The 20860-nt window shown below is 72.1% G+C and carries 16 protein-coding genes; 11 read left to right on the forward strand and 5 right to left on the reverse strand.

Annotated elements, in window-relative coordinates:
* Positions 1-92: 92 nt before the first annotated feature.
* Genes ACN20G_RS08205 through ACN20G_RS08225 form a run of 5 tightly spaced genes read left to right on the forward strand, consistent with a single transcriptional unit; the run spans position 93 to position 5655 of the window.
* Positions 93-1202: a hypothetical protein gene (locus ACN20G_RS08205; protein ID WP_424212075.1), complete on the forward strand. Its 1110-nt coding sequence runs from the start codon at positions 93-95 to the stop codon at positions 1200-1202.
* Entirely contained in the window at positions 1199-2428 is a 1230-nt protein-coding gene (locus ACN20G_RS08210; protein WP_424212076.1) for a toxic anion resistance protein, read from the forward strand. Before ACN20G_RS08205 ends, ACN20G_RS08210 begins: the two co-directional genes overlap by 4 nt.
* Positions 2425-4122 carry a substrate-binding and vWA domain-containing protein gene (locus tag ACN20G_RS08215; RefSeq protein ID WP_424212077.1) on the forward strand — a complete coding sequence of 566 codons (1698 nt, stop codon included), beginning with the start codon at positions 2425-2427 and terminating at the stop codon, positions 4120-4122. The genes ACN20G_RS08210 and ACN20G_RS08215 overlap by 4 nt, the downstream gene beginning before the upstream one ends.
* On the forward strand, positions 4109-4732 hold the full coding sequence (locus ACN20G_RS08220) for a hypothetical protein (RefSeq protein ID WP_424212078.1): 624 nt from the start codon (positions 4109-4111) through the stop codon (positions 4730-4732). Before ACN20G_RS08215 ends, ACN20G_RS08220 begins: the two co-directional genes overlap by 14 nt.
* A gap of 11 nt (positions 4733-4743) precedes the next feature.
* Positions 4744-5655 (forward strand): poly-gamma-glutamate hydrolase family protein, encoded by a 912-nt coding sequence (locus ACN20G_RS08225; protein WP_424212079.1) that lies wholly within the window; start codon positions 4744-4746, stop codon positions 5653-5655.
* Between the two features lie 125 nt (positions 5656-5780).
* Here ACN20G_RS08225 and ACN20G_RS08230 read toward each other — a convergent pair whose 3' ends face one another.
* Positions 5781-7619 carry a phosphoenolpyruvate carboxykinase (GTP) gene (locus ACN20G_RS08230; protein ID WP_424212080.1) on the reverse strand — a complete coding sequence of 613 codons (1839 nt, stop codon included), beginning with the start codon at positions 7617-7619 and terminating at the stop codon, positions 5781-5783.
* A gap of 469 nt (positions 7620-8088) precedes the next feature.
* Between ACN20G_RS08230 and ACN20G_RS08235 the strand changes: the two genes are divergently transcribed.
* From ACN20G_RS08235 to trhA, 3 genes are read left to right on the forward strand one after another with little or no spacing between them, the layout of a single operon-like run.
* On the forward strand, positions 8089-8571 hold the full coding sequence (locus tag ACN20G_RS08235) for a DUF2975 domain-containing protein (protein ID WP_424212081.1): 483 nt from the start codon (positions 8089-8091) through the stop codon (positions 8569-8571).
* Positions 8571-8816 carry a helix-turn-helix domain-containing protein gene (locus ACN20G_RS08240; protein WP_424212082.1) on the forward strand — a complete coding sequence of 82 codons (246 nt, stop codon included), beginning with the start codon at positions 8571-8573 and terminating at the stop codon, positions 8814-8816. The genes ACN20G_RS08235 and ACN20G_RS08240 overlap by 1 nt, the downstream gene beginning before the upstream one ends.
* 13 nt (positions 8817-8829) lie before the next feature.
* Positions 8830-9522, forward strand: coding sequence for a PAQR family membrane homeostasis protein TrhA (gene trhA, locus ACN20G_RS08245; RefSeq protein WP_424212083.1), 693 nt, complete (start codon positions 8830-8832; stop codon positions 9520-9522).
* Between the two features lie 95 nt (positions 9523-9617).
* Here the strand turns inward: trhA and ACN20G_RS08250 are convergent, their stop codons facing one another.
* Both ACN20G_RS08250 and ACN20G_RS08255 read right to left on the reverse strand, forming a co-directional pair.
* Complete coding sequence (locus ACN20G_RS08250; protein ID WP_424212084.1) at positions 9618-11660, reverse strand: thioredoxin domain-containing protein; 2043 nt, start codon at positions 11658-11660, stop codon at positions 9618-9620.
* A gap of 160 nt (positions 11661-11820) precedes the next feature.
* Positions 11821-13959, reverse strand: a complete 2139-nt coding sequence (locus ACN20G_RS08255; protein ID WP_424212085.1) for a GmrSD restriction endonuclease domain-containing protein — start codon at positions 13957-13959, stop codon at positions 11821-11823.
* A 362-nt stretch (positions 13960-14321) separates the two neighbouring features.
* Here ACN20G_RS08255 and ACN20G_RS08260 point away from each other — a divergent pair, with 362 nt between their 5' ends.
* Positions 14322-17837 carry a tetratricopeptide repeat protein gene (locus ACN20G_RS08260; protein WP_424212086.1) on the forward strand — a complete coding sequence of 1172 codons (3516 nt, stop codon included), beginning with the start codon at positions 14322-14324 and terminating at the stop codon, positions 17835-17837.
* A 490-nt stretch (positions 17838-18327) separates the two neighbouring features.
* Here ACN20G_RS08260 and ACN20G_RS08265 read toward each other — a convergent pair whose 3' ends face one another.
* Together ACN20G_RS08265 and mca are read right to left on the reverse strand one after the other, a co-directional pair.
* A complete protein-coding gene (locus ACN20G_RS08265; RefSeq protein WP_424212087.1) occupies positions 18328-18570 on the reverse strand; it encodes a hypothetical protein in 243 nt (80 codons plus the stop codon).
* Positions 18567-19454: a mycothiol conjugate amidase Mca gene (gene mca / locus ACN20G_RS08270; protein ID WP_424212088.1), complete on the reverse strand. Its 888-nt coding sequence runs from the start codon at positions 19452-19454 to the stop codon at positions 18567-18569. Before mca ends, ACN20G_RS08265 begins: the two co-directional genes overlap by 4 nt.
* A gap of 178 nt (positions 19455-19632) precedes the next feature.
* Here mca and ACN20G_RS08275 point away from each other — a divergent pair, with 178 nt between their 5' ends.
* Both ACN20G_RS08275 and greA read left to right on the forward strand, forming a co-directional pair.
* On the forward strand, positions 19633-20034 hold the full coding sequence (locus ACN20G_RS08275; protein WP_424212089.1) for a DUF4307 domain-containing protein: 402 nt from the start codon (positions 19633-19635) through the stop codon (positions 20032-20034).
* A 281-nt stretch (positions 20035-20315) separates the two neighbouring features.
* Positions 20316-20813, forward strand: coding sequence for a transcription elongation factor GreA (gene greA / locus ACN20G_RS08280; RefSeq protein ID WP_424212090.1), 498 nt, complete (start codon positions 20316-20318; stop codon positions 20811-20813).
* The last annotated feature ends 47 nt before the right edge of the window (positions 20814-20860 follow it).

Genomic DNA, 20860 nt, shown 5'->3' on the forward strand with positions numbered 1-20860 from the left:
GGGCGGGTTCCGGACCGAAACGGGACCGCCTCGCCACCGCCCGTTCACCGGACCCCGCGCGGAATGTGGGTTTCCGCGAGCACGCTCCCCCCGTGAGACGCATCCTCGGAATCGTCCTGGCGGTGCTGCTGATCGGCGGTGTGGTCGCGGCCATCATCGCGGGCGGCGGCGGGCGGAAGCCGGACGACACGGCAACGAAGACCGTGCGCGGAGTCATCGGGTCGGAGAAGGCGGAGTTCTTCGACGACCCCGAGGTCCGCCAGGCCCTGGCCGCCCAGGGCTACGACGTGAAGATCGAGACCTCCGGGTCCTGGGCCATGGACAAACTGCCGCTGGCCGACTACGACTTCGCCTTCCCCGGCAGCGACGAGCCCGCCAAGGAGATCGCGGCGAAGGCCGGGGTCAAGGGCGCGCAGAGCACCACGCCCTTCTCCTCCCCCCTCGTGGTCCTGGCCCGCCCGCCGGCCGCCAAGGCCCTGGCCGGGGCCGGGCTCGCCTCGCTCACCGGCCCGCACACCGGCGTGCTGCGCATGGAGCCCTTCCTGAAGGCCGCCGGCGAGGGCGCGACCTGGCAGCGGATCACCGAGGGCAAGGCCCCGCCCGAACTCGCGGGCGCCCTCTACGTGCGCACCGCGAACCCCGAGACCTCCAACTCCGGGGCGCTGTTCGCCGGCGCGGTCGGCTACGTGGCGGCGGGCGGGGCGATGGTCGCCGACGACGCCGCCGTGGCTCGGGTGAAACCGCTGGTCAAGCGCCTGAACGACGCGCAGGGCAGCCAGTCCGACGGCTCCGACGAACCCTTCCGGGCCCTGGTCAGCGGCGGCGGCGAACCACTCACCCTCGCCTACGAGGCCCAGGTCGCGGCCCTCCTCGCCGGCCCCGACGGCGCCAAGGCGGGCGGGACCGCGGACGGTCTCGTGGTCCTCTACCCGGACACCACCGTCAACGCCGTGCACACCTTCGTCCCCCTCAAGCCCGGGGCCGCGGCCCTGGGCACCCTGCTCACCGAGGACCCGAAGCTGCGGGCGCTGGCCCTGCGGCACGGCTTCCGCCCCACCCGGGGCGCCGCCGAGTTCGCCAAGGCCGCCGCCCCCTTCACCGCCTGGCTGAACCCGGGCCTGACCGGGATCCGGCAGGTGGGCAGCCCCACCGTGCCGATCCTGAAGAAGCTGACCGCCCGCACCGACGGAGTGAGCCCGTGACCCTGACCCCGCCCGAGGGGCCGGCCCCGGCCCCGCTCGTGCTGACCCCGCCGGAGCCGGTGGCCGCCGTGCCCCGCACGGCGGCGACCGAGCTCGTGCCGCTGCCCGAGGAGACCCGCGCGGCCCTGGCCCGCCGGGCCGAGGAGTTCACCGCCGGCCTCGCCGGACTCGACGCCCGCTCCCCCGAGTTCGCGCGCCGGATCGCCGAGATCGACGAGCTCGGCGGCGAGGAGATCCGCCGCGCGGCCGGCTCCTCCAACCGGATGCTGGAACGCGCCGTCCGTTCCCTGGACGGCCCCGCCTCCCGCCCGAGCGCCGGCGGCGGTCCGCGCGGCCCCGTGGACTCCGGCTCCCGGGTCGCCGACGCCCTCGTGGAACTGCGCCGCACGATCACCGACCTCGAACCGGGCGAGGGCGCCCCGCGCGGCGCCCTCACCCGGCTGCTGTCCCGACTGCCCGGCGGCAACCGGGCCCGCGACCACCTCGCCCGGTACGCCTCCTCCTCCGCCACCCTCGACCGGATCGTCACCTCGCTGCGCGGCGGCCAGGACGAACTGCGGCGCGACAACGCCGTGTTGGCGGGCGAACGGACCGCGCTGTGGGAGACCCTGGGCCGGCTCCAGGAGTGCGCGGCGCTCACCGAGGCCCTGGACGCGGCCGTGGCCGGGCACGTCGCGGACCTCGAACGGCGGGCGCCCGAGCAGGCCGAGGCCCTGCGCGCGGACCTGCTCTTCCCGATCCGCCGCAAGCACCAGGACCTGCTCACCCAGCTCGCGGTCGGCGCCCAGGGCTACCTGGCGATGGACGTGGTGCGGCGCGGCAACGACGAGCTGATCAAGGGGGTGGACCGGGCGGCGACCACCACCGTGTCCGCGCTGCGGATCGCCGTGCTGCTGGCCTCCGCCCTGGACCGGCAGCGGGCCGTGATCGCGCAGGTGGACGCGTTGCGCGGGACCACCGACGAGCTGATCCGGGGCAACGCGCGGATGCTGGACGAGCGGAGCGCGGACGTGGCGCGGATCGCGGCCGACCCGGCGGTGGGCGAGGCGGCGCTGCGGGAGGCGTTCGCGTCGATCCGCACCACCCTCGACACCATCGACGGATTCCGGGCGCGGGCCACGGAGAACATGGCGGAGACCGTCGCGAACCTCTCCGAGGAGCTGCGGGCCACCTCCGCGCACCTGGAGCGGACCCGCGCGGCCGACGAGCTCGGGGGCGGACGATGAGACGTGGTCCGGCGCGACGCCGGCGGGGCGCGCGCGTGCGACGGGCGTTGCCGGTGTGGCTGGTGGTGGGCGTGTTGTGGGCGTTGGCGGGCTGCGACGGCTCCGCGCCCGGCCCGACCCCGCCGACCGGGGCGTCCGGGAGCTCCGGGGCTTCCGGGAGCACGACGGCCGGGGCCCTCGACCCCTCGAAGCCGCCCGCCCCCTACCGGGAGGGCCGGCTGCGGATCCTGGCGTCGAGCGAACTGGCCGACGTGGAACCGCTGCTCCGGCAGGCGGAGAAGAGCACCGGGGTGGCCGTGGACCTGACCTGGGCGGGGACCCGGGAGATCGTGGAGCAGGTGGCCTCGGGCAAGGCCGACCGGGGGTTCGACGCCGTGTGGCCGGCCTCGGACGCCGAGCTGCGGCTGCGTCCGGAGGCGGCGGGCCGGCTGTCCTCGGCGACGCCGGTGATGTCCTCGCCGGTGGCGATCGGGGGGCGGCCGGCGGCCCTGGCCCGGCTGGGGTGGAAGCCGCAGGAGGTGACCTGGTCGGCGGTGTACGACGCGGTCGCGGCCGGGAAGCTGGGCTACGGCATGACGGACCCGGTGCGTTCGAACTCGGGTTTCTCGGCGCTGGTGGCGGTGGCCTCGGCGCTGTCGGGGGCGCAGTCGGCGCTGACCGAGGCCGATGTGGCGAAGGCCGGGCCGCGGCTGCGGACCTTCTTCTCGGGGCAGAAGCTGACCTCGGGGTCCTCGGGCTGGTTGGCGACGGCGTACGCGCGGCGCGGGGACGTGGACGCGCTGGTGAACTACGAGTCGGTGCTGTTGTCCCTGAACCGGGACGCGGGCACGGACCTGACCGTGATCCGGCCCCGGGACGGGGTGATCACGGCCTCGTACCCGCTGACCCTGTTGACGGCCGCGCCGGCCGGGGCCCGCGAGTCGGGCCGGCGGCTCACCGAGTGGCTGCGCTCGACGGAGGGGCAGCGGCTGATCGCGGAACGGACCCTGCGCCGGCCGGTGGTGGCGGGGGTCGCGTCGAAGACGGATCCCTCGCCGCGCCGCGAGCTGCCGTTCCCGGGCGGCCGGGCGGTCGCGGACCGGCTGCTGGCCGGGTACGAGAACGAGCTGCGGCGGCCCTCGCGGACCGTGTACGTGCTGGACACCTCGGGGTCGATGGCGGCGGACGGGCGGATCGACCGGCTGCGGTCGGCGCTGACGGAGCTGACCGGCACCGGCTCGGCGGGCCCCGGGGAGCGGTTCCGGGACCGGGAGGAGGTCACGCTGATGCCCTTCGGCAGCGGGGTGAAGGAGGTCCGCCGGCACGTGGTGGAGCCGGGGGCCGGGGCGGGCGGGTCGCTGGACGCGATCCGCGCGGACGTGGCCCGGCTGAGCCCGTCGGGGGGCACGGCGGTGTACACGAGCCTGCGGGCGGCGTACGAGGAGCTGGGCCGGGACGGCGGGAAGGACGCGTTCACCTCGGTGGTGCTGATGACGGACGGGGAGAGCGGGGACGAGGCGCGGATCTTCGAGGAGTTCCACGCGGCCCTGCCGGCGGAGCGGCGGCACACGCCGGTGTTCGCCGTACTCTTCGGGGACGGGGACCGGGCGGAGCTGACCCGGATCACCGAGCTGACCGGGGGCCGGTTGTTCGACGCGACGGCGGGCGAGGGCTCGCTGGCGGGGGCCTTCGAGGAGATCCGTGGCTACCAGTAGAGCGGCCGGTCGGGCCGTGACGGCGTGGTTGGAGTCCCGCAAGAACCTGGCGGGCTGCGCGTGCGGGGTGGCCGGGGTCGGGTTGACCCTGGCGGGTGTGGCGGGGGCGTACTGGCCGGTGGTGGTGGGCGGGCTGTACGCGGTGGGGGCGCTGCTGGCGCCGCCCGAGCGGCCCGTGACCCCGGCGTTCCCGGACCGGGCGGAGCGGTTGGAGGCGGTGCGGGAGGACTTCGACCGGCTGCGGGAGTACCTGGCGGAGGTGGAGCTGCCGCCGGCGGCGGGCGGGAAGCTCGCGGAGCTGTTGGAGTGGTACGCGACGTTGCTGGACCCGGGGTGGGTGGCGCAGGTCTCGGCCTCGGGCCCGGAGGCGGTGCACGCGTTGGCGCGGGCGATCCGGGAGGACCTGCCGGAGTCCGTGGACACCTACAACCGGACCCGCTGGTGGAGCAGGTTGCAGCCGGGCACGCAGTCGCCGGAGCGGCATCTGGAGCGGCAGTTGGCGGCGTTGTTCGACGAGGCGGAGGGCTTGGCGCGAGGCATCCGGGAGGCGGAGGACCGCCGCCGCGACGCCCACACCCGCTACCTGGAGGGCCGCGGCGGCGGAACGTAGGGTTCCTGATCATGAACATCTTCGAACAACCGTCCGTTCCTTCCGCCCGTCGTCGCACCGTGTTGACGGCGGCCCTGGGGGTGTCGGCCGTCACGGCGACCGGCACCGCGTCCGCCGCCGTCGCCGCCCCGGCTCCCGCCCCGGCCGTGCGAGCCGACGTCGAGTACCCGTCGAACACTGCCCTCTACCGGGACCCCTCGGTCGTGGAGGGCACCGACTACGGGCGCCGGCACCGGCGGCACGCGCACGCGGACGGGTCCTTCGCGCCGGTCGCGGGGCCGTCGTTCGGGCGGACCGTGATCCTGGCCCTGCACGGCGGCGGGATCGAGATGGGCACCTCGGAGCTGTGTCTGGGCATCGCGGGCTACGACCCGGCCGATCCGGCGAAGGTCCTGCTGGACGGCGCCTTGTACGACCACTGGCTGTTCGAGGGCCTGCGCGGCTCGGACAACAAGGCGCTGCACGTCACCTCCCGCAACTGCGACGACCAGGTGGCCCGTTCGCTGGCGGCCGGCGCGCAGTCCACGCTGAGCCTGCACGGGTGCACGGCGGCCCAGGTGGGGCTGACCGGCACGGGCGCGGACCCGGCGGCGGTGGTCGTGGGCGGTCGGGACGCCCTCGCGCGGGCGGAGGTGCTGCGGGAGTTGCGGGCGGCGGGTTTCCAGGCGATCGACGCGTTCGACCCGGTGTGGTTCGAGCGGCTGCGGCAGCTCAACGGGGACCACGTGGACAACATATGCAACGGCACCCTGCTGGGCGGGGGAGTGCAGCTGGAGATCACGACGGAGCTGCGGCGTTCGCTCTTCGACGACTTCGGCAGCCGGGGCGGCCGGGCGCGGAGCTGGAACGCCCGCTTCCGGGCGTTCCGGGACGCGTGCCGGAACGGGATCGCGCGCGCGGAGGCGGCCCGTCCGATTCTCTGAGCGCCGCGCCTCCGGGCACCCTCCGAGCTCGGGGCGGGCGCGCCCGCGCCCCGGGCCGGGGGTGCCGGTCCGGGGCGCGGGGCGCGGAATGCCCTCCGCTGAAACGATCTTTCTGGGGTCGGCGGTCAGCCGAGGCGTTCGACCAGCGCGTGGTACTGGTCCCACAGTTCCTTGGGGGTGTGGGAGCCGAAGGTGTCCAGGTGCGCGGGGACCAGGGCGGCCTCCTCGCGCCAGACCTCCTTGTCGACCGAGAGCAGGAACTCCAGGTCGGCGGTGGGCAGGTCCAGGCCGTCGGTGTCGAGGGAGGCCAGGGTCGGCAGGACGCCGATCGGGGTCTCGACGCCTTCGGCGGCGCCGTCGAGGCGTTCGACGATCCACTTCAGGACGCGGCTGTTCTCGCCGAAGCCGGGCCACACGAACTCGCCGCGGTCGTTCTTGCGGAACCAGTTCACGTAGTAGATCTTGGGCAGCTTGGCCTGGTCCCGGTCGGCGCCGACCTTGACCCAGTGGGCCATGTAGTCGCCCATGTTGTAGCCGCAGAACGGCAGCATGGCGAAGGGGTCGCGGCGCAGTTCGCCGACCTTGCCCTCGGCGGCGGCGGTCTTCTCGGAGGCCACGTTGGCGCCGATGAACACGCCGTGGTTCCAGTCGAAGGACTCGGTGACCAGGGGCACGGCGGAGGCGCGCCGGCCGCCGAAGAGGATCGCGGAGATCGGGACCCCGCGCGGGTCCTCCCACTCGGGGGCGATGGTCGGGCACTGGCCGGCGGGCACGGTGAACCGGGCGTTGGGGTGCGCGGCGGGGGTGCCGGACTCCGGGGTCCAGTCGTTGCCCTTCCAGTCGGTGAGGTGGGCGGGGGTCTCCTCGGTCATGCCCTCCCACCACACGTCGCCGTCGTCGGTGAGGGCCACGTTGGTGAAGACGGAGTTGCCCCAGAGGGTCTTCATGGCGTTGGCGTTGGTGTGCTCGCCGGTGCCGGGGGCGACGCCGAAGAACCCGGCCTCGGGGTTGATCGCGTACAGCCGGCCGTCCTCGCCGAAGCGCATCCAGGCGATGTCGTCGCCGATGGTCTCCACGGTCCAGCCGGGGATGGTGGGCTCCAGCATGGCCAGGTTGGTCTTGCCGCAGGCGCTCGGGAAGGCGGCGGCGACGTACTTGGCCTCGCCCTGCGGCGGGGTGAGCTTGAGGATCAGCATGTGCTCGGCGAGCCAGCCCTCGTCGCGCGCCATGACGGAGGCGATGCGCAGGGCGTAGCACTTCTTGCCGAGCAGGGCGTTGCCGCCGTAGCCGGAGCCGTAGGACCAGATCTCGCGGGTCTCGGGGAAGTGCGAGATGTACTTGGTGGGGTTGCAGGGCCAGGGCACGTCGGCCTCGCCGGCGGCGAGCGGGGCGCCGAGGGTGTGGACGGCCTTGACGAAGGCGCCGTCGGTGCCGAGCTCGTCGAGGACGGCGGTGCCCATGCGGGTCATGGTGCGCATGGAGACGGCGACGTAGGCGGAGTCGGTGATCTCGACGCCCATCGCGGACAGCGGGGAGCCGAGCGGGCCCATGCAGAAGGGCACGACGTACATGGTGCGCCCGCGCATGGCGCCGCGGAACAGGCCGCCCTCGGCGCCGGGGGCGGAGCCGGTGAACAGCTCCTTCATCGCGGCCGGGGCCATCCAGTGGTTGGTGGGGCCGGCGTCCTCCTCGCGCTCGGAGCAGATGAAGGTCCGGTCCTCGACGCGCGCGACGTCGGTGGGGTCGGAGGCGGCGTGGTACGAGTTCGGCCGGAGCGTGGGGTCGAGCCTCGTGAACGTGCCCTTCGCGACGAGCTCCTCGCACAGGCGCTCGTACTCGGCCTCGGAGCCGTCGCACCAGACCACGCGGTCCGGCTCGGTGAGGGCCGCGATCTCGTCGACCCAGGCGATCAGCTCGCGGTGGGTGGTGGGGGTGGAGGTGGGAGCCGCGTTCTCGCGCGCCACGATTGCTCCTTGATGAGGGGTTTTGTTTGGTGTTGGCCCCGTGGGGGCTGCGACCCGGACGCTTCGCGCTCCGCTCATCCGGTGTCGACCGCACTCATCTGATCATCCGGTGCGGGTGCGCATATGTCCAGAGGGCCTCTCACGTGAGCATCGCCACTCGCATCAATCTTCGGCAAAGCGGGCGCAAAGCCCGCAGTACGACGCCGAACGGGTCGCGCCACCACAGATTCCTCGGTGCGGCCCGTTTCACACCCCCCGGCCGGGAGTGCACCCGGATCCCCCACACCGGGGGCGCACGCCGGCCCGAAACCCCGGCGCGCGCACCGACCGGACGTCGACCACGCGCCGACCGGATCCGCGCGGGATCACCTGACGGGGCCCGACGGGAACACCCGCGCCCTCTTGCCGTCACCTATCGTTTCTCGATAGATTCCGATCGTCACACGAGAGATCGAGAAGGGAAGGGGCCATGGAGAAGATCACCGTGCGCGCACTGCGCGCCGTGCTCGTGGCACTGTTCGCCGGCTCCCTGGCCGCCCAGGGACTGCTCATCGGCTCGACGGCCTTCGACCTGCTGTCGACGGGCCCGGACCACGACATCGCGCCCCGCCCCCTGATGGTGACCGCGATCATCGTCCTCGGCCTGCTCGCCCTCCAGGTGATCCTGGTGTGCGTGTGGCGCCTGGTGACGATGGTGCGCCGGGACACCGTCTTCTCCCCCGCCGCCTTCCGCCCCGTGCACACCGTCCTCGGCGCGCTCGCCGCCGCCGGGGTCCTCACCTTCGCCCTCGGCCTCATCCTGGCCCCCGGCGAGGCCGTGCCCCCCGGGATCGTGCTGCTCATCGGCGTGGCCGGCCTGACCATCCTCTGCGCCGCCCTCGTCGTCCTCGTCCTGCGCGTGCTCCTGGCCCGCGCGGGCTCCATGCGCAGCGAACTGGAGAGCGTGATCTGATGCCGATCCTCGTCGAGATCGACGTGCTCCTCGCCCGCCGCAAGATGTCGGTGGGCGAACTCGCCGAACGCGTCGGCATCACCCCCGCCAACCTCGCCGTCCTCAAGAACGACCGCGCCAAGGCCGTCCGCTTCGCCACCCTCGCCGCCCTCTGCGAGGCCCTCGACTGCCAGCCCGGCGACCTGCTGCGCTGGGTCCCGGACGAACCGGCCGACCCGCCCGCGCCGAAACCTACGGAACCGTAGGTAGCATGGCCGCATGACTGCCGACGCCGCGGCCGGCGCGCCGCTCCCCTCCCCGACGCCGACCCTCGACGCCGGCAAGCCACTGCTGCGCGGCTGGCTGCACGCCGGCATGTTCCCCGCCGTGATCATCGCCGGCGTGGCCCTGATGACCTTCACCGACTCCACCCGCGCCCGCGTCGCGTGCGGGGTCTACGTGCTCACCGCCTGCCTGCTCTTCGGCATCAGCGCGCTGTACCACCGCGGCACCTGGGGCCCGCGCGGCGAGGCCATCCTGCGCCGCCTCGACCACGCCAACATCTTCCTCATCATCGCCGGCACCTACACCCCCCTCACCGTGCTCCTGCTGCCCGACTCCACCGGCAGCACCCTGCTGTGGGCCGTGTGGATCGCCGCCGCCGCCGGCATCGCCTTCCGCGTCTTCTGGGTCGGCGCCCCCCGCTGGCTCTACACCCCCTGCTACATCGCCATGGGCTGGGCCGCCGTCTTCTTCCTGCCCGACTTCCTGCGCAGCGGCGGCATCGCCGTCCTCGTCCTGGTCGTCGTCGGCGGCCTGCTCTACAGCGTCGGCGGGGTCATCTACGGCATCAAGCGCCCCAACCCCTCCCCCCGCTTCTTCGGCTTCCACGAGGTCTTCCACGCCCTCACCCTGGCCGCCTTCGTCGCCCACTACGTGAGCATCTCCCTGGCCGCCTACCAGCACGCCTGACCGGCCCGCACACCACCGGCACGCACGAGGACCCCGGAGCGCACGCCGCCCCGGGGTCCTCGTGTGTCACGGCCGGTCCGGTACCCGCCCCGGCCTCAGGCGAGACGCTCGGCCAACTCCTCCGGATCGGCCGTCGGCCGCTCGCACACGAAGTGCCGGCACACGTACGCCGTCGGCCGACCCCCCTCCGGCACCCGCCCCCGCAGCAACGGGAACTCCGCCCCCGCCGCCTCCGTCGGCTCCGGCCCCACCGCCAGCACCGCCCCCGGCGTCGGCGCGGCCAGCGCCACCGCCCGCAGCGCCGCCGTCGCCGGATCCGCCGGATCGCCCACGACCGCGATCTCCCGCGGCCCGTCCAGCAGCGCCTCCGCCACCGACAGCCCGTGCCCGATGAACCGCGGCACCCGCGGCCCCAGCGCCTTCACCACGCCCAGCGCCCGCTCGGCCGCCGCCCGGTGCGGCACCGAGCCCGTGTGCGCGGAGTACGACAACAGCGCGCCGGCCGCTGCCGTCCACCCCGAGGGCGCCGCGTTGTCCGTCGGGTCCTGCGGGCGCCGGATCAGGGGCTCCGCGTCGTGCGCCGTGTCGTACAGGGTGCCGTCGTCACCCACGAAGCGGGCCAGGATCAGGTCGCAGAGGAATCCCGCGAACTCCAGCCACACCCCCTCGCCGGTCACCGAGGCCAACGTCAGGAAGCCCTCGGCCACGTCCCCGTAGTCCTCCAGCACCCCCGCGCTCGACCCGACCCGCCCGTCCCGGCTGGTCCGCGCGAGCCGCGCCCGCGGATCGAGGTGCACGCGCACCAGCAGGTCCGCCGCCTCCGTGGCCCGCTCCACCAGGTCCGGGCGGTCGAACAGGGCCCCGCACTCGGCGAGCGCGCCGATCGCCAGCCCGTTCCAGGCCGCCACCACCTTGTCGTCCCGCCCCGGCGCCGGCCGCTCCGCACGCGCCGCGAACAACCGCGCCCGCACCCTCTCGGCCCGCTCCGCGTCCTCGGGCGCCGGATCCGCGAGCAGCCGCAGCACGGAGGCCCCGTGCTCGAACGTGCCCTCCTCGGTCACCCCGTACAGGGCCGCCGCGAACGCGCCGTCCGCCTCGCCCAGCACCTCCGTCAACCGCTCGGGCGTCCACACGTAGAACGCGCCCTCCACCGAGGCGCCCGTGGCCGGGTCCACCGAGTCGGCGTCCAACGCGGACGCGAACCCGCCCTCCGGCGTGCGCAGCTCCCGCACGATGAAATCGGCCGTGTCCAGGGCCACCCGCCGCGCGAGCTCCGACCCGGTGGACCGCCACAGGTGCGCGTACGCCCGGCACAGCAGGGCGTTGTCGTACAGCATCTTCTCGAAGTGCGGCACGATCCACTCCCGGTCCACGGAGTACCGCGCGAACCCGCCGCCGAGCTGATCGTGGATCCCGCCCCGCGCCATCGCCTCACAGGTCCCCTCGACCATGTCGAGCGCGCCCTGCGACCCGGTCCGCGCGTGGTGGCGCAGCAGGAACTCCAACACCATGGACGGCGGGAACTTGGGCGCGCCCGCGAACCCGCCACGCACCTCGTCGTACTCGGTGGTCAACCCGAGCAGCGCCCGCGCCGACTCCTCCGGCCCGGGCACCCCCGACTCGGCGTGCGCGGCCACGGACCGCCCGTTCAGATCGGCCACCACCTTGGCGGCGACCTCGGCGACCTCCTCGGGCTTGCCCACCCACGCGGTCCGCACCCCTTCGAGGACCTGCATGAAGGAGGGCATCCGGTGCCGGGGCTCGGGCGGGAAGTAGGTCCCGAAGTAGAACGGCGCGGCGTCGGGCGTCAGGAACACGGTCATCGGCCACCCGCCCTGCCCGGTGGCGGCCTGCACGGCCTCCATGTACACGGCGTCCACATCGGGCCGCTCCTCGCGGTCCACCTTGACGTTGACGAAGTGCTCGTTCATGTACGCGGCGGTCAACTCGTCCTCGAAGGACTCGTGCGCCATCACATGACACCAGTGACAGGCGGCGTACCCCACGGACAACAACACGGGCACCCCCCGCCGCCGAGCCTCCTCGAACGCCTCGGGCGCCCAGGGCCACCAGTCGACGGGATTCTCGGCATGCTGCAACAGATAGGGCGAGGTCTCGTCCCCGAGTCGATTAACCATCCCCCCAACCTATGCCCCGACCCCTGCCCATCGCCTCCGGCCCACCGAACCCATCCTGAACCCGGCAGACCAGAACACTCCATGCCATACCCACAGGAACTCTGCTGACCATCAACCCGGCGGACACTCACTCTGCACGGAGTTGCGCATCACCGGGACATCATTCTGCGACCGCCCCTCCCCTCGGCTTCGGAAAGAAATCGAATCCCAGCAAACCACAATCTTCTCCTTCAGCACCTTCCAGTCGTTGCTCCACCAGAGTCGTCAATCCTCTGGCATCGACGCTGTACTTCCCATGAGCCTTGTCGTTCACTCCGAACAGGATCCCTTCACTCATCAGGCGACTCATCTGCTCTTCCGGATCACTCAGGCCTTTAGACAGCCTCGCCGGAAGCGATCCGTCGCTTTTGAGGACTCGATGACTGTTGGGCAAGTCGTAGTCGGCCAGCCATTTGCTCACAGATTTTCGATTCGTCCCGGCAGCTTGCGCGAGGGTCTGATAATTTGTCCAGCGCCCCGCAGGGATCTCACTCAGGACTTGACGCAGGATTGCCACTTTAGGGTTCGTCAAAGTGTCCGGCGGAGAGCCATCCGGCCCGGGCCAGATCTCGATAGCCAATTCTGCAAGAAATTCCCCCCGTTCTTTGATCTGCGCAATCCCCCAACGCGACTCTCGCGAAATCTGGACATTCATGAACAAACCGCTATTGGCCAGGATTTCCCGCTTCTCTTCAAACTTTTTATTCGACAGAGTTCCATTGTAGGCCGAAAGGGTAAGGTTTCCGATCGTGTGAACAAATTGGGCGTGCAGCTCTGCCGGCGAGAGGGCTTCTTCTGCGCACTCACCAGATTGAGCACACTCGGCCAACACTGCCTCCCAATCCAGGGTCGTGGACTGAGGCATTACGTGCTCGATCGTGACCTTGGAGTTCTCGAAATCAATCACCTCGCCCCTGGCACTCGCCTCCTCCAGACAGCGCAGAATAAACAGCTTATGCCACTCCTTCCCTCGCCAATAGAAGGGCTGCTCCAACATTGCCTGCCTAAGGTCTGAGTCCGTGGGGAACCTGTTGCGTTGACGACTGAGGATCCTGGTCACAGTCTCGGCGTTGAATTCTTCGTCACTGAGCGATCCAATAAGGTCACTCATCATGACGTTATTTCCGGCTCGCCTCACCCCGACAATCAACTGTCGAACAAGATAGCTTTCAACAACACGCAAGATCGCACTCGCCTCGCGCGAATTAATCCGACGAGCGTCAAACGCCATAAGCGTCTTCACACAGATCGGGTAAACAACGTTCGACCTCCAACGAAGGAGCCGATCAAGAGCCTTGCGAACCAGGACGTCGGATTCAAGCGACGGCTTAAGCACTCGACGGAAAATCCGCGCCAAGCCATGGAGGCGAACCACCCATTCACCCACCTCATCTTCCGTCTCAAATTTGCTCAAATATCGCTGCTGATCTTGATAAATCGAATGCTGGGTAGCACGCCTTCCGTCCCTCAAGAGAACATCGAGCCAAATTAGATTGACCAGCTGCGTATCACTCAGCATCCTCTGAATGGGCAACCAATGATGAGTGTAGATTTTCTCGGCGGAACGTGGCAGCCTCATGAATACATAGTTCCGGAGCAGGTCAGCCTGCGTCAGCTTCATTCCGGTATTGTTCAGAGATTCGAAAATCCGATAAACATTATCGTCGGGATGGGCTGAGATTTCAACAAAATTAAGGCGACTGGCAACTGCCTGTTCAAGTTTCTGATATTGGCCTTCGAGATCGTCCGCATCTGGATCGATCAGCCCTTCTAGGCATCCCTTGAAAAACCTGTACGCATCACCGACTCCATCTTCGCCGCCGGCTTCAGGAGATTTTTCAAGGATATTCACCCAGGAAGCGCGATCCGCCTGAGTCGGCAACAGCGTATAGCGCTCGGAACTCTCGGCAAATTCGTTCATCAGGTACTGAACGTTGATCTTCCGAGCCAGCGTGGGAAGCTTCAGTTCACAGTGGTCTCGAATCGCACAGAGCAGAATGCTCAGGGTCGTAACCCTCTGCTGTCCGTCCACGACGAGCCAGCACTGCACGCCTGAAGCCGATCGCTGCGGACTCGGAGCAAGCACAATGGATCCGAGGAAATGACCGTCTTGTTCTTCTGAATCGAGCACGCGGAGAATATCGACCCACAGCCTGTTCAGGTTTTCACGCCTCCAGCTGTACGCCCTTTGGTACAGCGGCACAAGGTATTGCCTGTCACCTTGCAGCAAGGCCTTGAGGACGGTCTCCGTGGCACGCACATGCACTCCTTCACGCATTTAACACAAGCGCTCCGTACGCTAGCGGATAGTTCTGGTGCGCAGCCAGAGCAAGTCGCTTTCGATTAATTTTCGAAAACTTCACCGCATCCTCTTTTCAATTATCGCCGCATTCATATGCCGATACGACTGAACACATTCCGTAGCGCCAACCCCATAGCTGTAACTCATTACCGGTGCCGGCCATCCCCACAGCTCGAACCGCGCACGTATCGGTGCCGCCTTCGGAGGAAACGGCTTCTGGGCTCTCAACCACCCAATCTGCAACGCCCGTTGGGTCGCGCTGGAGTGGGGTTGCGGCGGAGACTGGGGTGTCGGGTCCGGGTCGGGTGAGGGGGAGGCTGATGCGGGAGAGTCATCGTGGCGCCGCCGACGGGGTGTTGGTGCGGGCCGTGGACGAGGAGGTGCGGCGGGGCGGGGTCTCGTCGGGGGAGCGGGACGCGTTGTTGGCGCGGGGGCGGGCCGCGTTGGACTCGCTCGCGGCGACGGCCGCCGTCGAGTACGACGCGTACGTCGCCGCCCTCGACGGCGCCGCCGCGCGGGTGCCGGACGGGGACGGGCGGCGGCGGAGCGCCTCCGCCGCGTTGCTCGCGACCGGGGTGTCGGCGGTCGCCGCGTTCGGGGCGGATCTCGCGCTGGACGTGCCGGCGGGGACGGCCGTGACCGTCGGGGTGATCACGGCGGTGGCGGGGGCCGCCGCGACCGTGGCCAAGGTGACCGTCGGGCAGTTGCCGGCGGCGCATCGCCGGGCCGGGGAGCTGGGCCGGCCCGGGGGGCCGGAGACGTTGCGGTTGCAGTGGTTGTCGGCGTTGGAGGTGCGGGGGATCCGGCCGTTCCTGGAGCGGCAGCGGCCCCGGGCCGGCGCCGGCACCAAGGTCGGCGGCGAGTCCGATACCGGGGCCGCGCCGAGCGGGGCCGCCGGGCGGCCGGCGCCGACCGCCGCGATCGCCGCCGAGGCCGGCCCGCCGCGCCCCCGGCCCGCCGGGAACGGCGCGCCGACGGCCCTGCCCCTGCGGGGCGCGGACCGCAGCGCCGAGGCCCGCCGGCGCACCGCCCTGGATCAGTCGTTCCGGCACCTGCCGCCGCCCGGGGAGCGGTTCGGGGGCCGACGGGCGGAGCTGACGCGGATCGCGCAGTGGGTGGCGGCCGCGCGCGCCGGCACCGAGACCCGGCCGGTGGTCGTCGTGCTGCACGGCGAGCCGGGGGTGGGTCGCACGAGTCTGGCCCTGGCGGCCGCGCACGCCCTGCGGGACCAGTACCGGGGGGCGTGCGTGGTGGACCTGCGCGGCGGTTCCCCGGACTCGGGGGTGGGGGCGGCGCCGCTGACGGCGCGGGACGGGCTGTTGCACGTGCTCAACCGGCTCGGGGCGCCCCGGGACCAGTTGTTGTTCCGGGACCGTTCGGGCGCGCAGGCGCAGACCCGGCGGTTGGCGGACCTGTACGACCGGCATCTGCGGGACACCGCCGTGACGCTGATCCTGGACGACGCGGTGGACGCGGCGCAGGTGCGGCCGTTGGTGCCGGAGCGGTCCGATTCGCTGGTGTTGGTGACCGCCCGGCATCCGTTGGCGCTGCCGGACGATCTGGTGGCGTGGGTGCACCACCTGCCGGTGGCCCGGCTCGCCGAGGCCGACGCCGCGGCCCTGCTGGCCGGGGACGGGCCCCGGCCCGACGCGGAGCTCGCGGCGGTCGCGGAGCGGGCGGGCGGGTTGCCGTTGGCGTTGCGGGTGCTGGCGGGGGCGTCCGAGAGCGTGCGGGCGGCCGGTGGCGCGCTGCCGGAGGTGCCGCAGGCGGAGCCGCTGGGGTGGGCCTTGGCCTTGGCGTACCGGACGCTGCCGGAGGAGCACCGGCGGTTGCTGCGCCGGCTGTCGTTGGCGGGGCGGGCCTCGCTGGGCGCGGAGGCGGCGGCGGCGCTCGTGGACACCGACCGGGCGACGGCGGGCCGGCTGCTGGGGGCGCTGGCCGGGGCGGGGTTGTTGGACCTCGTGCGCGGGGAGCGGTACCGGATGCACGACGCGGTGCGGGCCTTCGCGGCGGCCCGGCTGGCGGCGGAGGAGGACCGGGCGGGGGCGTCGGCGGCGCACGGGCGGTTGATTCGCACGTACGCGCAGCTCGCGGACGCCGTGATCCGCTTGGTGGACGGCAAGATGTCCACCCGCACCAGCAGTTTCGACGGGCACGGTTTCGGCTCCCTGGACGCGGCGCTGCGCTGGCTGGAGGACGAGTCGAGCTTCATCACGGCGGCGCTGCGGCGGCCGGAGGCGATGGCGGACGTGGACCAGCGGGCGGTGCTGGACCTGCTGGGCGCGTTGTGCGACTTCTGTCTGCTGCGGGGCGATCTGTACCGGCTCGGGGAGCTGAACGAGCTGACGCAGGTGTACACGGCGGCGGTGGGGAACGCGGTCGGCGGCGGGATCGGCGTGGACGTGGGCCCCGGGCCCGGCGTCGGCGGCGGCGGGGCGGCCGTGCTCGTGGCCGGGGTGCCCGAGTCCGGGGCGGGTCCGGGTCCGGATCCGGTGGGCACGCCGGCGGAGCCGGGCCCCGATCCGGCGGCGGTTCCGCCGCCGCGCCGGTTGATGCGGTCCTCGGTGGCCTGGCGCACGGGCATCGCGGCCCGGCAGCTCGGCGACCTCGACACGGCCCGCACCACCCTGGCCGGCGTCGTGGACCAGTACCGCGAGAGCCGGTACGAGCCGGGTGCGGCCCGGGCCCTGGTCTCGCTGGGCATCACCCTGCACCACCAGGGGCACCTGGCCGAGGCGGCTGCCCGGATCGAGGAGGCCATCGGGCTCCAGCGGGCACCGGAGCTGGCCGGGGACCGGGCGTGGGCGCTGCACGCGCTGGCCGCCGTGCAGCGGGACCGGGCGCGGTTGGCGGAGGCGGTGGAGCTGCTGGGCACCTCGCTGGCGCTGCACCGGGAGAACGAGAGCGTGCACGGGGAGGCGTGGGCGCACTTCCAGCTGGGGCAGGTGTGGCTGCGGGTGAACGACGTGCCGCGCGCGGAGGAGGAGCTGCGGGCGGCCCTGGAGCTGTACGGGCGGACGCGGGACGCGCGCGGGGAGGCGTGGGCGTTGACGCAGCTCGGGCGGGCCCGGGTGGTGGACGGGGATCCGCGGACGGCCGTGCCGGCGCTGCGGGAGGCCCTGGAGCGGCACCGGGACGCGGAGGACGCGCGCGGGGAGGCGTGGACCCGCTACCACCTGGGGCAGGCGTTGGAGGACGCGGGCGAGCCGGAGGAGGCGGTGCGGGAGCTGGAGCGGGCGCGCACGATGTTCTCGCGGATGCGGGATCTGTACGGGCTGGCGGGGGCGCGGCACCAGTCGGGCCGGCTGTCGCGGGACCTGCGGGCCGCGCAGACCGGGAACCTGCGCAATTCGGGTTTCGCCCGACAGTTGCTCACGGACTCGCGCACGGACTTCCGGCGGGTGGGTCTGCCGCACGGGGAGGCGTGGACCTGCCTGGAGCTGGCCGTGATCGACGCGGGCAACGGGCGGATCCCGCAGGCCCTGGGGCTGTGCGAGGAGGCGATCGGGCTGTTCGGTTCGTACGGGGACCGGCGCGGGGAGGACTGGGCGCGGTTCCTGCGCTGCACGCTGTTGCCGTACGCGGTGCCGGGCGACGCGGCGGAGGCGCGGGCCGACCTGACCCGGCTGGCGGCGACCCCGCATCCGGCGCGGGACGAGCGGCTGGCGGAGTGCGTGGAGGCGTACGGGCTGATCCTGACGCGCGGGGTGGACCCGACGGAGGAGTGGCCGGCGTGGCGCCTGGGCATGACCCCGGGCCGGTACGCCCGCGAGACGATCGGCGTCCCGAGCCCCGTCACGCCCCCGGACCCGGGCCCGGCCGGCGACGAGGACTGACCCGGGCCACGGCACGCGCCCCCCGCCCGGGCCCGCCCGCGCCCGGGCCCGCCCCGGCTCGCCCGCGACCGGGCCGCCCGGGGCGGGCCCGGTCTCGGGCGACGACGGGGGGGCGGCGACAAGTCGCGCGGGCGGGCTCCGCCGGCCCGCGCCCTCGTGGCACGGGCCTCAGCGGCCCGCCGTCGCGGCACGGGCGTCAGCGGGCGTCAGCGGCCGGAGGCCGGGGCACGGGGCGTCCGGCGGGCGGGGCGGCGGGGTCGAGCCCCGCGCACCGCACCCGCACCCACGCCCGGGCTCGCGCCCGGGCCCGTCGGGGGGGGGCGAACCCCGCACGCCACACCCGCACCCGCACCCACGCCCGGGCCCGTCGCGAGGGTCGAACCCCGCACGCCACACCCGCACCCACGCCTGGGCTCGCGCCCGGGCCCGTCGCGGGGGTCGAGCCCCGCGCGCCGCGCCCGCAGTCGCGTCCGCGTCCGGGCCCGTCGTGTCACGCCGTCTTCTTCGTGCCCTTCGCCCGGGGCGTGCCCGCGCCGGCGACCGCCGGTTCGGGGGCCTCCTCGAAGTTCACCTTGCCCATGTGCCGGCTCATCGACTTCATCAGGCCCCACACGCCCAGGGCGAGGAGGGCGAAGACGACGAAGCCGAGCAGGCCCGGGGTCACCTTGTTCTTGTCGAAGGTGTCCGCGGCCAGCGGGAGGAGCTGGGTCACTGCTGCGTGAGTAGCGCTCATGACCGGTCATTCTCCCGGATGCCCGCGAAGAGGTCGGACTCGGGGATGGTCGAGTCGACGAGGGACTTCGCCAGCTCGTACTCCTCCGTGGGCCAGACCTCCTTCTGGATCTCCATCGGGACCCGGAACCAGCCGCCGTCGGGGTCGATCTGGGTGGCGTGCGCGATCAGGGCCTTGTCGCGGATCTCGAAGAACTCGGCGCACGGGATGTGCGTGGTGAGGGTGCGTTCCTTGCGCTCGAATTCCTTCCAGCGCTCCAGCCACTCGCCGTAGGGGGATTCCAGGCCGCGCGAGAGCAGCGCCTCGTGGAGGGCGATGGTGCGCGGCTTGTTGAAGCCCTGGTTGTAGTAGAGCTTGAGCGGCTGGTAGGCGGGGCCGAATTCGGCCTCGGGGTACTTCTCGGTGTCGGCGGCGCCGTCGAACGCGACCATCGTGATCTTGTGGGTCATGATGTGGTCGGGGTGCGGGTAGCCGCCGTTCTCGTCGTAGGTGGTGATCACCTGCGGGCGGAACGCGCGGATCTTGCGGACCAGCCGGCCGGCGGCCTCGTCCACGTCGGCGAGGGCGAAGCAGCCCTCGGGGAGCGGGGGCAGCGGGTCGCCCTCGGGGAGGCCGGAGTCCACGTAGCCGAGCCATTCCTGGTCGACGCCGAGGATGTCGCGGGCCTCGTCCATCTCCTTGCGGCGGACCTCGTGGATGTTCTCCTCGATGTAGGGGTCCCCCTGGAGCTTGGGGTTGAGGACCGAGCCGCGCTCGCCGCCCGTGCAGGTCACGACGAGGACCGGCACCCCCTCGGAGACGTACTTGGCCATGGTGGCCGCGCCCTTGCTCGACTCGTCGTCGGGGTGGGCGTGCACGGCCATGAGTCGAAGCTGCTCGGTCAAGACAGGATCCTCTGGTGAAATCGGACGCCGTTCGAAGATCTCGCCCGGGATCTGGCCGGGCGGTGATGTGCCGGGGCGGCGGTCGGGTGACGATCTGGCGGCTTCTATAGTGACCGAAACGGGGGACGGAAAATTCCTCGGGTGGCATCACCCGGCCCGCACGAGAGGAACCCACGCGATGAGCGCGGTACGCGAAGGACTGCCCGAGGGTCGCTACGGCCGGTCGGCGGACGAACGCGCGGACCGCCGCCTGAAGGTGGTGGGCTCGGTGCTGGGCGTGGTGCTGCTGGGCGTGGTGGGCTGGATCGGCTGGGACTACATCGCCGGGCAGCGGGTCAGCGCCGAGGTGATCAAGTACGACGTGGTCTCGGACTCCGAGGTGCGGGCGCACCTGGAGGTGCGCAAGGACGCGGGCACGGCCGGGGTGTGCACCCTGATCTCGCAGGACAAGGACCACGCCGAGGTGGGTCGCGCCGACTACACCTTCGACGCGGCGGACACGCGGGTGGACGAGATGGTCACGCTGCGCACGACGGCGCGGGCCACGATGATCGAGCTGGTGGGCTGCCGGGCGGTCTGACCGGGCCCCGCGCACGCGAACCCGCGCCGCCCGCACCCACACCCACCCGCACCCGGCACCCGCACCCGCCCGGATCCGCCGGCACCCGCCCGAACCGGTCCGTCACCGTCCGGAACCGATCGGAACCAGCCGTTCCGATCGTCCCCGGCCGATCGACTTCGACGCATTTCACCCACCTCGCGTCCTCCCCGTTCGGCCTTCCAATTGTTAGGCTCGTGGTTTCGCCACGCCGAGAGCGGCTATGTGGCTGTGAGAGATCCCTGTACCGACGAGGAGCACCTGTGACCCAGACGAGCGAGAGCGTCACCTGGCTGACCCAGGAGGCGTACGACCAGCTCAAGGCCGAGCTGGAGTACCTGTCTGGTCCCGCCCGTGCGGAGATCACCGCCAAGATCGCCGCGGCCCGCGAGGAGGGCGACCTCCGCGAGAACGGCGGGTACCACGCGGCCAAGGAAGAGCAGGGCAAGCAGGAGCTGCGCGTGCGTCAGCTCACCCAGCTCCTGGAGACCGCGAAGGTCGGCACGGCCAACGCCGCGGAGGGCGAGGTCGCCCCGGGCACCGTCGTGACCATCGCCTTCGACGGCGACCCGGACGACACCCTGTCCTTCCTCCTGGCCTCGCGCGAATACGCCTCCAGCGAGTTCGAGACCTACTCCCCGCAGTCCCCGCTGGGCTCGGGCGTCAACGGGCGCCGGGTCGGTGACGACGCGGAGTACGAGCTGCCCAACGGCCGCAAGGCCATGGTGCGGATCCTGGACGTCAAGCCCTTCACCGGCTGACCGACCGGCCGCCCCGACCCGCGGGACGCCACGAGGGCCCGCGCGGA

Origin of the sequence: Streptomyces dryopteridis (genome assembly GCF_049606955.1) — a bacterium.
GTDB lineage: Bacteria > Actinomycetota > Actinomycetes > Streptomycetales > Streptomycetaceae > Streptomyces.

What these genes read in the sequence shown, in the direction of transcription:
- ACN20G_RS08260 (WP_424212086.1), top strand. Translation starts at nt 14,322, where the DNA reads ATGCGGGAGAGTCATCGTGGCGCCGCCGACGGGGTGTTGGTGCGGGCC.
- ACN20G_RS08265 (WP_424212087.1), bottom strand. Translation starts at nt 18,570, where the DNA reads ATGAGCGCTACTCACGCAGCAGTGACCCAGCTCCTCCCGCTGGCCGCG.
- trhA (WP_424212083.1), top strand. Translation starts at nt 8,830, where the DNA reads ATGACTGCCGACGCCGCGGCCGGCGCGCCGCTCCCCTCCCCGACGCCG.
- ACN20G_RS08275 (WP_424212089.1), top strand. Translation starts at nt 19,633, where the DNA reads ATGAGCGCGGTACGCGAAGGACTGCCCGAGGGTCGCTACGGCCGGTCG.
- ACN20G_RS08225 (WP_424212079.1), top strand. Translation starts at nt 4,744, where the DNA reads ATGAACATCTTCGAACAACCGTCCGTTCCTTCCGCCCGTCGTCGCACC.
- ACN20G_RS08215 (WP_424212077.1), top strand. Translation starts at nt 2,425, where the DNA reads ATGAGACGTGGTCCGGCGCGACGCCGGCGGGGCGCGCGCGTGCGACGG.
- ACN20G_RS08250 (WP_424212084.1), bottom strand. Translation starts at nt 11,660, where the DNA reads ATGGTTAATCGACTCGGGGACGAGACCTCGCCCTATCTGTTGCAGCAT.
- ACN20G_RS08240 (WP_424212082.1), top strand. Translation starts at nt 8,571, where the DNA reads ATGCCGATCCTCGTCGAGATCGACGTGCTCCTCGCCCGCCGCAAGATG.
- ACN20G_RS08235 (WP_424212081.1), top strand. Translation starts at nt 8,089, where the DNA reads ATGGAGAAGATCACCGTGCGCGCACTGCGCGCCGTGCTCGTGGCACTG.